Origin of the sequence: Lacrimispora sp. (assembly GCF_031982545.1) — a bacterium.
Taxonomy (GTDB): Bacteria; Bacillota; Clostridia; order Lachnospirales; family Lachnospiraceae; genus Lacrimispora.
In genome coordinates this window covers 1-15,311 of sequence record NZ_DALYXB010000026.1, presented here as the reverse complement: position 1 = coordinate 15,311, position 15,311 = coordinate 1, and the positions used below count along the sequence as shown (strand labels likewise).

At 40.1% G+C, this 15,311-nt stretch carries 12 protein-coding genes and 1 pseudogene; 12 read left to right on the top strand and 1 reads right to left on the bottom strand.

The features are described from left to right. Nucleotides 1-382: pseudogene (locus ABS301_RS25745) on the bottom strand (hypothetical protein); the annotation flags it as partial. A gap of 572 nt (nt 383-954) precedes the next feature. Between ABS301_RS25745 and ABS301_RS25740 the strand changes: the two are divergent. The 12 genes from ABS301_RS25740 to ABS301_RS25685 all read left to right on the top strand — a co-directional run bounded on the left by ABS301_RS25740 (nt 955) and on the right by ABS301_RS25685 (nt 15,119). After that, nucleotides 955-1,251, top strand: a complete 297-nt coding sequence (locus tag ABS301_RS25740; RefSeq protein ID WP_349674894.1) for a hypothetical protein — start codon at nt 955-957, stop codon at nt 1,249-1,251. Nucleotides 1,252-1,320: 69 nt separating this feature from the next. Beyond that, a complete protein-coding gene (locus ABS301_RS25735) occupies nt 1,321-1,704 on the top strand; it encodes a hypothetical protein (protein ID WP_349674893.1) in 384 nt (127 codons plus the stop codon). 194 nt (nt 1,705-1,898) lie between these two features. Further along, nucleotides 1,899-3,497: a response regulator gene (locus ABS301_RS25730; protein ID WP_349674896.1), complete on the top strand. Its 1,599-nt coding sequence runs from the start codon at nt 1,899-1,901 to the stop codon at nt 3,495-3,497. Nucleotides 3,498-3,517: 20 nt separating this feature from the next. Then, on the top strand, nt 3,518-4,582 hold the full coding sequence (locus ABS301_RS25725; RefSeq protein ID WP_349674892.1) for a sensor histidine kinase: 1,065 nt from the start codon (nt 3,518-3,520) through the stop codon (nt 4,580-4,582). After that, a complete protein-coding gene (locus ABS301_RS25720) occupies nt 4,557-6,008 on the top strand; it encodes a sugar ABC transporter ATP-binding protein (protein WP_349674891.1) in 1,452 nt (483 codons plus the stop codon). The genes ABS301_RS25725 and ABS301_RS25720 overlap by 26 nt, the downstream gene beginning before the upstream one ends. Before the next feature lie 192 nt (nt 6,009-6,200). Beyond that, nucleotides 6,201-7,319 carry a galactose ABC transporter substrate-binding protein gene (locus tag ABS301_RS25715; protein ID WP_349674890.1) on the top strand — a complete coding sequence of 373 codons (1,119 nt, stop codon included), beginning with the start codon at nt 6,201-6,203 and terminating at the stop codon, nt 7,317-7,319. Nucleotides 7,320-7,411: 92 nt separating this feature from the next. Then, a complete protein-coding gene (locus ABS301_RS25710) occupies nt 7,412-8,881 on the top strand; it encodes a sugar ABC transporter ATP-binding protein (protein WP_349674895.1) in 1,470 nt (489 codons plus the stop codon). Nucleotides 8,882-8,916: 35 nt separating this feature from the next. Next, complete coding sequence (gene mglC, locus ABS301_RS25705; RefSeq protein ID WP_349674889.1) at nt 8,917-9,948, top strand: galactose/methyl galactoside ABC transporter permease MglC; 1,032 nt, start codon at nt 8,917-8,919, stop codon at nt 9,946-9,948. Nucleotides 9,949-9,964: 16 nt separating this feature from the next. Beyond that, nucleotides 9,965-12,034 carry a beta-glucosidase family protein gene (locus tag ABS301_RS25700; RefSeq protein ID WP_349674888.1) on the top strand — a complete coding sequence of 690 codons (2,070 nt, stop codon included), beginning with the start codon at nt 9,965-9,967 and terminating at the stop codon, nt 12,032-12,034. A gap of 54 nt (nt 12,035-12,088) precedes the next feature. Beyond that, the gene (locus tag ABS301_RS25695; protein WP_349674887.1) at nt 12,089-14,110 is read left to right on the top strand and encodes a beta-galactosidase; all 2,022 of its coding nucleotides are present in this window, start codon (nt 12,089-12,091) and stop codon (nt 14,108-14,110) included. Nucleotides 14,111-14,264: 154 nt separating this feature from the next. Continuing rightward, entirely contained in the window at nt 14,265-14,624 is a 360-nt protein-coding gene (locus ABS301_RS25690; protein ID WP_349674886.1) for a winged helix-turn-helix transcriptional regulator, read from the top strand. A 75-nt stretch (nt 14,625-14,699) separates the two neighbouring features. Then, complete coding sequence (locus ABS301_RS25685; protein ID WP_349674885.1) at nt 14,700-15,119, top strand: pyridoxamine 5'-phosphate oxidase family protein; 420 nt, start codon at nt 14,700-14,702, stop codon at nt 15,117-15,119. The last annotated feature ends 192 nt before the right edge of the window (nt 15,120-15,311 follow it).

The following is a 15,311-nucleotide window of genomic DNA, read 5'->3' as shown; positions in this document are numbered from 1 at the left end:
GAGCCCCAGTAGCGCCAGTGGGTCCAGTGGAACCTTGAGCCCCAGTAGCGCCAGTGGGTCCAGTGGAACCTTGAGCCCCAGTAGCGCCAGTCGGTCCAATAGGGCCTTGAGCCCCAGTAGCGCCAGTCGGTCCAATGGGACCTTGAGCCCCAGTAGCCCCAGTCAGCCCAGTAGGACCTTGAGCCCCAGTAGCGCCAGTCGGCCCAGTGGAGCCTTGAGCCCCAGTAGCGCCAGTCGGTCCAGTCGGTCCTATACAGCGGCAGCATTTGCACCGACATGTTTCACAATTTATATTTCCATGATTGCAGCATCTATCAGATGAGCATTTATTTGTGCCACAGCAGTCGTGTATATTCATTCCCTGTAATTTCTTAGGTTGCATAGTATCTCCTTCTATAAAAATTATTTAAAAGCGTAAGATTAACGCCTAATGTATTATATTCATAAAACATTAAATAGGAAATTAATTGGTATGAATGGAAATATAACAACAAAGTGGAGCTTTCTGACAACCATTCACCCCTAAATACGATATAATTTTAGAAACAGTAATTGGGAATTTTACAAACAAGAAGGAAGCTGTTTTTGCTTTGTGCAATAATAGCGGAACACCCTAAGCGAATATAAGAATATAAGAAACTTGACAGATATGGCTATGACCTTTAAGAATATAAGAGAAAATTATAACCGTTTGATAGTCACATTTACTGAATATGTTAGATATTTGCATCATAGACAATAACGCACCAAGCTAATTAAATAAAAACTATAATGTAACCAATTGGTATTTATTAACCAGATGGTTGCTTTTTTTATTGTTACTCCAAAATACGTTCGTTCTAAGAAATATATGAATATTACCCTGGGGTAAGTGATCTTTAATGAGATACTATTTGTTGGAAAATTAAGAGCGTCCAATAATAGAAAATAAATAAAAATGAAAGGGGTATAAGTATGAATGAAGTAGGAAATTGGGTATTGGAGGAATTTATTCCCTGCAAACTCCCCAAAGATGTTGCTGATGGTTTTGATCAGGTGATGAGTAAAATTGTTGGAGTTAACTATACACCGATGATTTATGTAGCATCGCAGATTGTGGCAGGTAAGAACCATATGATAATTTGTGGAAGCACTCCCGTAGTTATGAATCCACAACGCAGTCTGGTTGCCGTTTATTTACACCAGGCGCTGGCTGCAGATGGTGGGGAATTCCAGTTGTTATCAGTTCAGCCAGTTAAAATTGGTTTATAATATGCATTCATTAATGCAGTTTTCCATTTTATAATTAAAAAACAAGAAAAAATGTAGGAGGTTATTAGTATGGCATATCCCGTATCTGATTTTATAGCAACAAAAATAGGTGAGAATTCAAGTGCCGAGCGTAGAGATGGAATGTCGGTAAACTCTGAGGTAACAATCAATGGCTCCTCAAATTTATATGATATTATTCGATTTAATGATAAAGGATGTGTATACGGTATAACATTAACGGGCTCTCCGGGATTTTATGATTTTGTTCTTAGTGTGGATGCACAGGGTCCAGAAGGATTTTTTTCCGGAGCAGGCTATCTGGCATTTACCGACAAGAGCGGCGATACTTATAAATTGAGCATTTACAGCAGTACACGGTCTGTACATACGGTAAGGTATAACAGCCAACAACCTGAAATCGTTAAAATCGAATGGAATAATAACTCAATCTAGTCTTTATGTTCAGAGTTCCTGAAAAATAGAAAAGCCAGAAGCTATCAACATCCTGCTTCTGGCTTTTGGTTGTCGCACACAGGGTTTTCATCAAATTTTAAATTAGCTTGACACTGTCAGATTACTGTGAAAAAATAAGAATAAAAAGCGCCTGAGAAAATCTCGAAATGGGAGGAGGATACTTTTTGTTAAAAGTGATTATTGCAGATGATGAGATAAAAGTATGCCAACTGCTCACTCATCTGGTTAACTGGAATGATATGGAAATGGAAATTGTCGCAGTTATCAATGATGGGAAAAAGGCTTATGAAGCGATTTGCGATTTAAAACCAGATATTGTTATTACTGATATACGCATGCCAAATTATGATGGAATCGATTTAATAAGGATGACAAAGGAACTATTACCGGAGACCTATTTTATTATAATCAGTGGATACAGTCAGTTTGAATATGCAAAAAGCGCAATCCAGTACGGAGTTGAAAATTATCTTTTAAAACCAATTAAGAGTAAGGAATTAATTAATACGCTGACTAAAATTATTGAAAAGCATGCTTTAAAACTATCAGACAATATGGAAAAGAATGAATTAATGATCATGCTCCACTCATCGGAAGAAAAAGTTAAAAAGAATCTCCTGGCGGAGCTTCTTGTAGATCCGGAAAGTAAAATAACGGGAACTGGTATCAATGAGCTGAATCGTGAGTTCTGCTGCCATTTTGAAAAGGGATATTATACGATATTGATTATAAAGCCGTTTATGGGACCAGAAGACAAAAGCAAAGAAGTTCTTTCCCTGCTTTTAACAAAAATATTGTGTACAGCGAAAGAGAAGCTGGAGGTATGCTGTGAGGAAGTGGTAACTATGGCTTGGGAAGGGCAGGTATTATGTCTTATTAATACAGAGGATTCCACTCTTACCACAGTGAAAAAGCAGTTAAATAAAGTGCGCATTGAGATTTCAAACCTACAGGATATATTTTCCAATGTCAAAATTGTAATTGGCATTGGGCAGGTTGTTGACAGCCTGACTAATATGCACCAGATTTTGCAGCAGGCTCAAACCGCTGTGATGGATCGCCTGATTAGAAACGGAGAATGTATTATTGAATTTAAAGAAAACTCCCAATCCGGAAAAGAAGTTTTTGATGTGATCGATACACAGGTCAGAAACAGAATTCTGTCCTGTTTTGAAGTGCTGGATATTGATGGAATACTCAGTGAACTGGAGGAACTTTGGAAGGTATTGGAGGAGGCAAAGGATAGTCAGTTTATATATCAGCATTATAATGAGATTGTAAGCCTGATACTAAATGGAGTTAAAAATTATATGAGCCCTTACCAATTTCCCGATCTTACCTGGTATCAGAATAAGTTTAAGTCATTTTTAACTGTTCCGGATATATTTCAGTGGTTAAAACAGCATATCAGTGATGAATTTGAAAAATTCACTTCACAGAAGAGGATTCAGGACAGTAAGCCAATGCGGCAGGCGAAACAGTATATCAATGAGAATTACAATAAAGAAATTACACTGGAGAACGTAAGCAGTCTTGCGGGTTTTAATCCAGCCTATTTTTCCGCTTTGTTCAAAAAGGAGACCGGTGAAAATTTTATGGAGTATATTATGAAAGTCCGGATTCAGAACGCAAAATATCTGCTGATTCAGACCAATAAAGATATTGGTGATATTGCAGCAGACGTAGGTTATACAGATCTTAAGTACTTTTCGAAACTATTTAAGAAGAAAACCGGGCTGAATCCATCGGAATTTCGCAAGCTATATAGCTGAGAATGGAGTGTATAGATTCATTGAAAAAAGGAAAAATTACATTTGCACAGAGATCAGTGATACTGCTTACTGTTATGACAATGCTTATTTTTGTTAATTTGGCGATATGGCTTGATATTTTGTGGAGTCAGAAATCAATGGGGCAAATGGCAAAAATTATAATGACAATAATCCTCTTTGCGATTGCTTTAGGATTTGCTCTGGTTTTAAGAAAATGGATTATTCGCCCTTATCTGGACTTTGCAGGATTGTTTAAAAAGTTTAACAATGGGCAGATTTACAGAGAGTTTATGGACAGAGCCGGATTTGTCTTTCCAGGAATGGAAGAAGTACTTAATCGGTACGATAAGATACTTGTAAGCCAGCGTAATACAAGGAAAACAAAAAGGCAGTCCGAATTTTTAGCTTTACAAAACCAGATCAATCCCCATTTTCTATATAACACGCTTGAAGCGATCCGGGGGGATGCCCTTAGCCTTGGAATGGAATCAATCGCCAATATCACAGAGGCACTGGCAACTTTTTTCCGCTATACAATTACTGATACGGGAAGTCTGGTCACGATAGAAGATGAGCTGGATAATGTAGATAATTATTTTAAAATACAAAAATACCGTTTTGGGGAGAAACTGGATATAATATATGAATTTGTGGAAAATGACCCTGATATCTGCATGCTTCTTATTCCCAAACTGACCTTGCAGCCCATCATTGAAAATGCGATCTTTCACGGACTGGAAAGAAAATCGGAAGGCGGAGAGATCCGAATCGGTATGGAACTGACAGAACGTAATGTAATAATCCGTATTAAGGACAATGGTGTAGGAATTGATGATCAGGCTCTTGCTGAAATCAATTATGGACTGGAGCATACAACAATGCCTTCTTTTTCTGAAGAGAACAAAAATAAAAAGGGAGGAATTGCGCTTAATAACGTATGCCGCAGAATTAAGTTATTGTTTGGAGAAGATTACGGCATTCATGTCTATAGTCTTACTGGGGTGGGTACAGAAGTCTCCATCATCCTTCCAGTTGTTAAGAAAGAGAGTGGATACACCTATGAAGGAAGAATACATTACCATTGAGAACGGTCGCATTGAAGTAAATGGAACCCCCGTTTTTACTGACTTAAATCTTCGTATTTATAAAAAGCAGATGATTGGTTTTATTTTTGACAGTATTATGGAACGGAGATTTTTGCAGGAATTTATGAAAGGGGATCTGTGTCTGAGCGAAGGGAAGATTTATATTGAAGATAACAGATCCGATGCTGTGGAAGCAGGTAAGTATCTTAAGAACAGTGTCACATTTATAGAAAAGGAAAGTAAACTGATTGAAAATCTTTCTATAGAGGAGAATGTCTTTTTATTTACCGGAAGGGAGCTGCTGATTCAAAGAAGAAGATATTTAAGCGATTTGAAAAGGCTCATTCAAATTTTTGGGCTAAAGCTGGAGACACAGAAGAAAGTCAGGGCTGTCACGGTAGAAGAGAGAGTTATAATTGAATTATTAAAGGCTTATGCGGAACAGAAGAAGATAATAGTCCTTTCTTACATGACAGGTTTTCTTAAAAAAAACGAACTGAGTGATATTTTTCAGCTCATAAAGCAGATGCAGAACCAGGGAATGACTTTTATTCTTGTAGAACAATTTGAAACGATACTGTTTGACTGGACTGATGAAGTGGTGGTTGTACGTCAGGGCAGAACTGCTGCTGTCTTTGACTCCACAACAGTTAACCGCGAGCAGTTATATTCATCATTATTAAGTCAGAATACAAAATCATTGGCAGGTGTAGATTGCTTTGATATGGAAGAGGATAGAGAGCCTGTTCTAAAATTTCACAATGTCTGTACTGATGTCTTACGAGATATTAATTTAGAGATAGAAGTGGGAGAAGTACTAAAAATATACTATATGGACGATGAAAGTATTTTAAGTTTTATCGCTTTACTAAAAGGGGAGAAAAAACCTGTTTCTGGAAAAATAGTCTTAAACGGGCTGGAATACTCTGCAAATCATATTATAAAAGCAGTCAATATGGGAATCTGCTTTATTGAAGAGTCTCCCTATGATAACATGCTGTTTTATAATATGAGTGTAAGGGATAACCTTGCCATGGCTTTATCACGAAAAGTGCCATTTTTCTGGTTTAAAAACAGATATGTAAAGAGCGTGGGTCAGCTGACAGAGTCATTTAACATCGAAGACATTGCCCGGATCAGGCTTCGCAGGCTTGAACCCTCCACGCTGCAGAAAATTGCTTATTATAAATGGTATCTGTATGCTCCTAAAGTTGTAATCTGTATCAAACCATTTACTGAGACAGATATCCATCTGCAGGAAATTACGGTAGAGATGATCTCCAAACTGAAATCACGGGGAATTTCCATTATTATCTTAACCCCTAATTATTCAGAACTTTATCGGGTGGATGGAGATATTATATATTTAAAAAATGGCAAAATGATTGATGAAAATGAGGTTTACCAAACGTTATATAAGAAATAGGAAATGTGCATAATATACAAAATGACACATTTTATATTTCTTTTTTTATGTAAAATTAATATTCTAAAAACAGACCCCCCTAATCTAAAGATAAAATGTTGTTCAGATACTTTTAAAATGATATTGTTATTGTGCAATATAAATAAAAAGATATGGATTGGGGTGCCGCAAAGCGGCAGAATGGAGGTATTTATGAAAAGAAAAATGAGTGGTGCTTTAATGGCAGCAATCCTTGCAGTTTCTATGATGGCAGGCTGTTCAACCAACGCGTCACAGGGAACAGGGGATGCTGGATCAGCTGGATCAACAACTACGGGAAAGGCTGAAAATTCGTCAAAAGGAGAACTGCCGATTCTGGGGGCAGGCATCTATTCATCTTCGGACAACTTTAATTCCTATATCGGCAAGGCAATTAAAAACGCTTGTAACGGGGTATTTACAACCAATATAGAAGATGGACAAAATGACCAGTCAACGCAGAATAACCAGGTTGATACCATGCTGGCTAAGGGGGCCAAGGTAATTGCTGTTTCCGTAGTAGATGTAACTGCAGCCCCCACACTGATTGAAAAATGCAAGGCTGCCGGAAATGTCCCCATTATTTTCTTTAATAAAGAAATAACCGATCAGTCAGTGATTGCATCGTATGATAAAGCATATCAGGTAACCTCAACCGGCGGCGATTACGGTGCTTCCATAGAAGGCCAGATGATCGTGGATTACTGGAAAGCAAATCCTAAAATGGACAAAAACGGAGATGGGAAACTTCAGCTGGTTGATTTAATGGGGGATCCCGGACATACGGCAGCCCAGCCAAGAGCTGATTTTGCTAAGAAAACCATTACAGATGCCGGAATACCCGTTGAACTGTTAGAAGAAGACACGGGCATGTGGGATACAGCAAAAGCAAAGGACAAGATGGATGCCTGGATTTCCAAATACGGTGATCAGATCGAGGCTGTTATCTGCGGAAACGATGCCATGGCTCTGGGTGCCCTTCAATCTATTCAGACAGCCGGATATAATACAAAAGGATTGGAAAGTGAGAAATACATTCCCGTCATCGGCATTGATGCTTTACCTGAAATGTTAAATAAGATAGAGAGCGGCGAAGTAATTGGTTCTGTATTACAAGATGCCAAAACACAGGGAAAAACCATTGTAGGTATGGCTGGAAACCTGGCAGGCGGAAAAGATGTAATGACAGGAATTGATTTAAAGATGGAAGCCGGTGCTCAGGCAGTACGGGTACCCTATCAGGCCATAACAAAAGAAAATCTGGATGTGGCAAAATCAACCTATGCCGAATAATGACAGAAACGGACTGCTGTAAAAGCAGCTGACATTTGCAGCAGTCCAATTTTGAAGGAGGAAATAAGGTGGCGGGCGAGTTTATTCTGGAAATGAGAAATATCACAAAAAGCTTCCCGGGAGTTAAGGCTCTTGACGATGTAACTTTAAAAGTAAGACCGGGAACAGTTCACTCCTTATTAGGTGAAAATGGAGCTGGTAAATCCACTTTAATGAAATGTCTCTTTGGTATCTATTCACTGAGTGGGGGTGAGATTTTCCTGGAGGGCAGTAAAATCAGTTTTGAAAATCCGGCCCAGGCACTGGAAAATCATGTATCCATGGTTCATCAGGAGTTGAATCAGGTGCTGGACAGAAGTGTTATGGAAAATGTCTGGCTTGGACGCTATCCCATGAAGGGCTGTCTGGTTGATCATAAAAAGATGTATGAGGATACAAAACGGATTTTTGACAGTCTGGGAATTGATGTTGATCCAAGAATAAAAGCGGGTGCATTAACTGTTTCAAACAGGCAGATGATTGAAATAGCAAAGGCAGTTTCCTATGACGCGAAAGTAATTGTAATGGATGAACCCACTTCGTCTCTTACTGAGAATGAAGTTGACCATTTATTTCAGATCATTGAAAAATTAAAGAAAGATAATACCAGCTTTATTTATATCTCTCATAAGATGGAGGAGATAAAACGGATTTCCGATGATATCACAATCATGCGGGATGGAAAATGGATTGCAACAGAGCTGGCAACAGAACTTACAACGGACAGCATCATTAAAATGATGGTAGGGAGAGAACTAAAGGAACGCTACCCGCAAAAAAGTACAAAACCGGGAGACATTTTGCTGAAAGTTCAAAAGCTTTCCTCTCTTACCCCCGCATTTAGGGAGGTTGACTTTGAACTCCACAGAGGCGAGATACTGGGAATATCAGGGTTGGTTGGTTCTAAAAGAACGGAAGTATTGGAAACCCTCTTTGGAATCCGTGCTAAAGGGGAAGGACAGGTTTTCTTAAGAGGAAAACAGATTGTTAACAGCACTCCCATAAAAGCAATGAAAAATGGATTTGCCATGCTCACTGAGGAACGAAGGGAAGACGGAATTTTTTCCGATTTAAGTATTTCTTTTAATATGACAATTACAAATCTGGATCAGTACTCAAAGCGCATTCTGCTTAGTGATTCATTAATGAAAGACAGAGTAAGCAGAATGATGAAGACCATGAATGTAAAAGCACCATCTGCAAAAACAAAGATCGGCAACCTGTCCGGAGGGAATCAGCAAAAGGTAATCCTTGGCAGATGGCTGCTTACCAATCCGGACGTACTGCTTCTTGATGAACCCACAAGGGGAATCGATGTAGGCGCTAAATATGAAATTTATCAATTGATGAATCAACTGGCAGCCCAGGGAAAAGGAATGATTGTAGTCAGTTCAGAAATGCCCGAGCTTCTGGGAATATGCGATCACATTCTTGTCATGAGCAACGGACGCCAGGCAGGAATCTTTGATGCAAAAGAGGTTACCCAGGTTCAGATTATGGAAGCATCTGCAAAATATATTTAATACTACGTGAATGGATGGCAAGTTGGAGGGTATCTATGAACCGATTAAAGAACATATTTCATGAAAAAACAATGATGAAAGAATTACTGGTGGAAAAGGTGATCTACATTGTATTAATTGCTTTATTTATCACTGTAGTTATCATTGAACCGAAGTTTTTATCTTTCACCAACTTTAAAAATATTTTCGCCCAGTCCGCTACAAGAATCATCATTGCATTGGCAGCAGGTATGGTTTTAATTGTCAGGGGCTGTGATTTGTCTACTGGACGAATGATTGGTCTGGCAGCAGTAATATCTGCATCCCTGATGCAGCAGGCGGGCTATGCGTACCGGATGTATCCGGGATTAAATGAGCTTCCGCTTATTGTTCCGATTCTGCTGGTAATCGTCATTTGCGCTTTATTGGGAGCAATAACCGGAACTGCAATTGCAGTATTAAAAGTGCCTCCTATTATTGCAACTCTTGCAATGCAGCTGATATTATATGGAGCCTCATCCATTTATTTTGACAGACCTCCTTATGGAGCACAGCCAATCGGCGGTTTGTCAAAAAATATTATTGGAATAGCAACCGGCTTTTTTAAGCTGGGAAAGATTGAGATCCCTTATCTGATTCTGATTGCAATTGCAATCTGCATTCTGATGTGGGTGATATGGAATAAAACAAGATTTGGAAAATACATGTATGCAGTAGGAGGCAATCCAGAGGCTGCTAAGGTATCCGGTGTCAATGTAATCCGTACTCAGATTATTGTTTATTCTGCAGCAGCCGTTTTATATGCCGTTGCAGCTGTCCTTGAAGTAGGAAGAATCGGCAGCGCTTCCAATACAACCGGTAACGGGTATGAAATGGATGCGATTGCAGCCTGTGTGGTAGGCGGAGTATCCATGTCAGGTGGTATTGGCAGTATTGGGGGCATTGTTATCGGAGTACTTATATTTACAGTAATTAATTATGGTCTGGCATTTATCGGTGTTAATATGTATTGGCAGTATATTGTGAAAGGTTTAATTATCGCCCTTGCTGTTGTGATTGACATGAGAAAATATGCAAGGAGAAAATAAAAAAGGAGATGTCATTATGCGGGAGACAGTAAAGAAAACAAAGCTGACTGAAAACTGCAGCAAACAGACAATACAGTTATTTGTGGAAGAACTGATTCCAAAGCTTTCCGTAGAGGAAAAAGTGGGAATCATGTCAGGACAGGTTACGGAGCAGAAACTTTTGGATGACCTGTTTTTAATTGAACACTATAATATAAAGCCTTATCCAACTTTGGCTGTAGAAAGACTGGGGATTCCAAACGTTCGTTTCGTAGATGGTCCCAGAGGAGTTGTATCCGGAACCTCCACCTGCTTTCCGGTATCCATGGCGAGGGGGGCGACCTTTGATCCAGAGCTGGAAGAAGAGATCGGCAGAGCAATTGGTGCAGAAATCCGGGCACAGGGCGGAAATTACTATGGAGGTGTATGTATTAACCTGCCAAGAAACCCAAGATGGGGACGCGCCCAGGAATGCTACGGAGAGGATCCCTATCATATGGGGGAAATGGGTGCCGCACTGACAAGAGGTGTCCAAAGTCAGAATGTCATGGCCTGCATCAAGCATTTCGCTATGAACAGTATTGAAAATGCTCGTTTTAAAGCGGATGTTCATGCCGATAAAAGAACGCTGCATGAAGTTTACCTGCCTCATTTTAAACGCTGTATCGAGGAAGGCGCGGCTTCCGTCATGGGTGCTTATAACAAAGTATATGGGGAACAGGCCTCAGAAAGCAAGCTGTTACTTCGTGATATATTAAGGGACAAATGGGGATTTGAGGGTTTTACCCTGTCTGATTTTCTCTGGGCTGTCAAGGATGGAGTAAAGGCTGTGAAAGCCGGAATGAATATAGAAATGCCTTGCTTCTGCCATTATAACAATGAACTTCCTAAGGCTCTGGAAGAAGGAAGGATGGGAATGGAAGATCTTGATGAGGCAGTGGGCTATATTCTAAGAACCATTTCCTATTATGAAACGAGAAAAGATCCGATGGAGTATACTGCGGATGTCCTTGGATGCAAAGAACATATTGAAGTTGCCAGGCGGGCGGCCGAAGAGTCTATGGTACTTCTTAAAAATGATGGCAGAGTGCTCCCATTTGATAAGAAAAAAACGGATAAAATTCTGGTTCTGGGAGTGCTGGGCGATACGGAAAACATCGGGGATCACGGTTCCAGCAGAGTTCACCCCAGCTATACTGTAACTCCACTTAAGGGAATTATGAAAAAAATGCCTGCTGCGCAAGTGTTATATAACGACGGCTCAGATTTAGAACGGGCCAGAGAGCTGGCAGCAGATGCGGACGCAGTCGTAATCATAGCCGGATATATTCACAGTGATGAAGGTGAGTTTCTGGCAGACAGAAGCGATATTGCCGATATGGGCGGAGACAGACAATCCATGCGGCTGCACCAGAGAGATATTGATTTAATCAGGGGTATTAAGGAAATATGTAAAAATACGGTAGTTTCCATTGTCGGGAGCAGTGCCATACTGATCGATGAATGGGAGGCCGATGCTCCGGCTATTTTATTCTCATTTTACAGCGGAATGGAAGGCGGAAATGCACTGGCAGATATTCTGTTCGGTGATGCATGCCCGGGAGGAAAGCTTCCTTATACAGTGGCAATGTCAGAGGATGATTATCCCTTCTTTGATCCTGACTGCACTTATGCGGAATATGAATATTACCATGGTTACTGTAAAATGGAAAAAGAAGACCGGAAAGTACTCTACCCATTTGGATATGGACTTTCCTATACAACCTTTGAAACAGATGAGCCAAGGATAGAGATATTCCATGATACAGCAAAAGTGACTGTCAATATTAAAAACACCGGTGATGCTGCAGGCGCAGAGGTTCTTCAGCTTTATGGAGGCTGGGAAGAAAGCGCAGTGGACCGTCCGGTTAAGGTTTTAAGAGACTTCAAAAGAGTAAACTTAAGTCCCGGCGAAACAAAACAGGTAAGCCTGTCTTTTACAAAGAATTCCATGTCTTACTTTGATGAGAAAAAGGATGAGTTTGTGGAAGAAAATATCGGCTATATTGCTTATATTGGAAATTGCAGCTGTAAAGAAGCACTGCAACAGATATCATTCCGGTTTTGATTACAAAAGCGTTGGTTTATAAGAATTGCATTTATATGATTAGGAGATGAAACTATGAGGATTGGAGCAGATTATTACCCGGAACATTGGGACAGGGACAGATGGAAAACAGATGCACAGATGATGGTTGAAGCAAATATAAAACTGATTCGTGTAGGAGAATTTGCCTGGAGCCTGTATGAGCCAGAAGAGAATCGGTACGATTTCTCCTGGATGGATGAAGTTCTGGATTTCTTTCATCAATATGGAATTCAAGTAGTTTTATGCACTCCGTCTGCAACGCCGCCAAAATGGATGGCGGATAACTATCCGGAAATTTATCAGGAAGATATTCATGGTAATCCGAAAATATTTGGAACCAGAAAGCATTACTGCTTCAACAGCGGCTTATACCGGGAAAAAACCAGAAAAATGGTGGAACAAATCGCTTCCCGTTACGGTACCCACCCTGCTTTAGAGGCATGGCAGGCAGACAATGAACTGGGCTGGGCCAATACCACCAGATGTTACTGTTCCAAATGCGCGGATAAATTCCGTATCTGGCTGAAAAACAAATATGGATCCATTGATTGTTTAAATAAGAAATACGGAACTGTATTCTGGAGTCAGATTTATAACAGCTTTGATGAGGTGATTATTCCTAAAGCTGGAGCCTGCTATGATACATGCCATGATACACAGGGGCAGAATCCAGGATTACTGCTGGATTATTATCGATTCTCCAGTGATTCAGTAATCAGTTTTATGGATGAAACGGTGCAGGCCATACGAACATACAGCACCAAACCCATCACTACGAATATGTTAGATGCATCAATCAATTCAGGAACAGGTATTGATTATTATAAAATGTCTGAGAAGCTGGACTTTGTCAGCTATGACAATTATATTGAGTTTCAATGGGGAATTGCTGAGGCAGCAGGCGTATCAAAGGATCATACCCTGATGAGAAGTTATAAAAAACAGCCATACTGGGTTATGGAAGAACAGAGCGGACCATGTGGCTGGAGTAAGATGGGTCCTACTCCTACTCCGGGGAAACTCAGGCTGTGGACCTATCAGTCGGTTGCAAATGGTGCGGATACGGTTGTTTATTTTCGGTGGAGAGCCTGTCCGTTCGGCACAGAAGAAAACTGGCACGGAATACTTAATCATGATGGTAAACCAAATCGCAGACTGGAGGAGATCTCCAGAGTAGGAAATGAGATGGAGCGTTTAAGCAGAATTTACGGGGCTCTACAGCCAAAAGCAAGAGTAGCCATCATAAAATCATTTGACTGTGAGTGGAGCCACTCCATACACAGGCATGTGGAGGGCTTCGATTATGATAAGCTGTTGCAATGCTTTTACAAGCCATTTTATGAAATGGGACTGGCGGTGGATTTTGTCAGACCGGATGAAGATCTAAAGAACTATTCCCTTGTTTTGGCGCCTGCGCTGGTAATGCTGAATAAAAAAGAAGAAGAAAATTTAACTGAGTACGTCAGACAAGGCGGTAATTTGCTGATCACCTTCCGAAGCGGGATAAAAGACAGTTATAATAATATGCTTATGGATACTGTTCCCGGCTCCTTAAAAGAGCTGACAGGTACCAGGGTACATGATTACGATCCGCAGTTTCAGAAAGAGACCAGGGTATCCACTGTATTTGGTGAAGGGAAGGCCAGCCTCTGGTGCGATATTATAACGCCCGACACAGCAGAAAGTCTTGGAATCTATATTGATGATTTTTACACGGGTAAGACTTGTTTTACGCGCAATGCCTTTGGGGAGGGCAAAGCGTATTATCTGGGGTGTGACTTAGATGAAGAAGGGATGAACAGACTGATTAGATACCTGGGAAAGGCTTCTGGACTGTCGGTTCATTTATACACAATAAGAGGCCTTGAAACAGTAGAGGTGTCAGATGGTAAAAATAATGCTTTATTCATTCTGAATCATAATGCATATCCAGTTGTGACAGCGATTGATGGTAATTATAAGGAGATGTTCAGTGGTCAGAGTGTTAAGGACACAATCTTCCTGGAACCGTATGGGGTGGTACTCCTTGATCGAATGGATTTGGGAAAAGCCTAAGAAGAGAAGAAGAACAGTGGATCCAATTCATACAGAGTAACGATAAGATTGTGTATAGCTCCAGACTGGATTCCAGTAATAATTCAGTTTGGGGCTTTTTTCATTTCCCATCTTATGAGATAATTATATATAGAAATTTTAAGGAGGTACCAGCTTGATTGTACGTGAAGAGTATACTTGTCCGTTGGAACTTACCCACGATATCACACGTGGGAAATGGAAGCCTATTATTTTATGGGTACTGGGAAAAGAGCCCTTATCCCTGTCTCAACTGGAACATAGTATTAAAAAAATTACACAGAAAATGCTTTTAGAGCAATTAAAAGAGTTGATCTCATTCGGTATCATTTCAAAGCAGGCTTTTGATGGCTATCCTCTGAAAGTTGAATATTCATTAACGGACCGCGGACGTGAACTGCTGCAGGCAATTACAATTATGCAAAAAGTAGGAATTGAACTGATGCTGGAAAATGGAATGAAAGATGTTCTGATTGAAAATGGATTTATAGATTGACACTACTTACAAAAAAGTGGGTAATTTACCAAATGTTAAAAGTGGGTTATCTTAATACTATAAGGAGGTGGAGAAATGTTAAATGCAGAAAAAACAATTGGTAACCTGATTGATAAGCAAAGTGTTTCTTTTATAAGCTCAGTGGATCATATGGGATTTCCCAATACAAAGGCTATGCTTGCGCCCAGAAAGAGAGAGGGCATAAGAATCTTTTATTTTACCACAAATACTTCTTCTATGAGAGTGGGGCAATACAGAGAAAACCAAAATGCATGCATCTATTTTTGTGACAGGCGTTTTTTTCGTGGGGTAATGCTTAGAGGCACCATGGAAGTTTTGGAAGACGAAACGAGCAGACAGATGATATGGCAGGAAGGAGATACCATTTATTATCCACAGGGGGTTCATGATCCTGATTACTGCGTACTGAAATTTACAGCAATAGATGGCCGGTATTACAGTAAATTTCATTCGGAAGTATTTCAGATTGGTTAATATAATAAGGCGTTCCGCAAAAATACCATTACCGGTTGTTTTATTATAGAAGAAATCAACTGGGAATGGCGTTTTTACGGGGGGAAAATGGCCGGTTCCGCAGCTGTGAAAAAAAATAAAATTAATATCAGAAAAACTGTTGACTTTTGTCGAAAGCTTTGGTATGATATACCTCGCCGCTGAAAACGGCGG

Coding starts and splice junctions, on each gene's coding strand:
- ABS301_RS25740 (WP_349674894.1), top strand. CDS start 955: ATGAATGAAGTAGGAAATTGGGTATTGGAGGAATTTATTCCCTGCAAA.
- ABS301_RS25735 (WP_349674893.1), top strand. CDS start 1,321: ATGGCATATCCCGTATCTGATTTTATAGCAACAAAAATAGGTGAGAAT.
- ABS301_RS25720 (WP_349674891.1), top strand. CDS start 4,557: ATGAAGGAAGAATACATTACCATTGAGAACGGTCGCATTGAAGTAAAT.
- ABS301_RS25715 (WP_349674890.1), top strand. CDS start 6,201: ATGAAAAGAAAAATGAGTGGTGCTTTAATGGCAGCAATCCTTGCAGTT.
- ABS301_RS25710 (WP_349674895.1), top strand. CDS start 7,412: ATGAGAAATATCACAAAAAGCTTCCCGGGAGTTAAGGCTCTTGACGAT.
- mglC (WP_349674889.1), top strand. CDS start 8,917: ATGAACCGATTAAAGAACATATTTCATGAAAAAACAATGATGAAAGAA.
- ABS301_RS25700 (WP_349674888.1), top strand. CDS start 9,965: ATGCGGGAGACAGTAAAGAAAACAAAGCTGACTGAAAACTGCAGCAAA.
- ABS301_RS25695 (WP_349674887.1), top strand. CDS start 12,089: ATGAGGATTGGAGCAGATTATTACCCGGAACATTGGGACAGGGACAGA.
- ABS301_RS25685 (WP_349674885.1), top strand. CDS start 14,700: ATGTTAAATGCAGAAAAAACAATTGGTAACCTGATTGATAAGCAAAGT.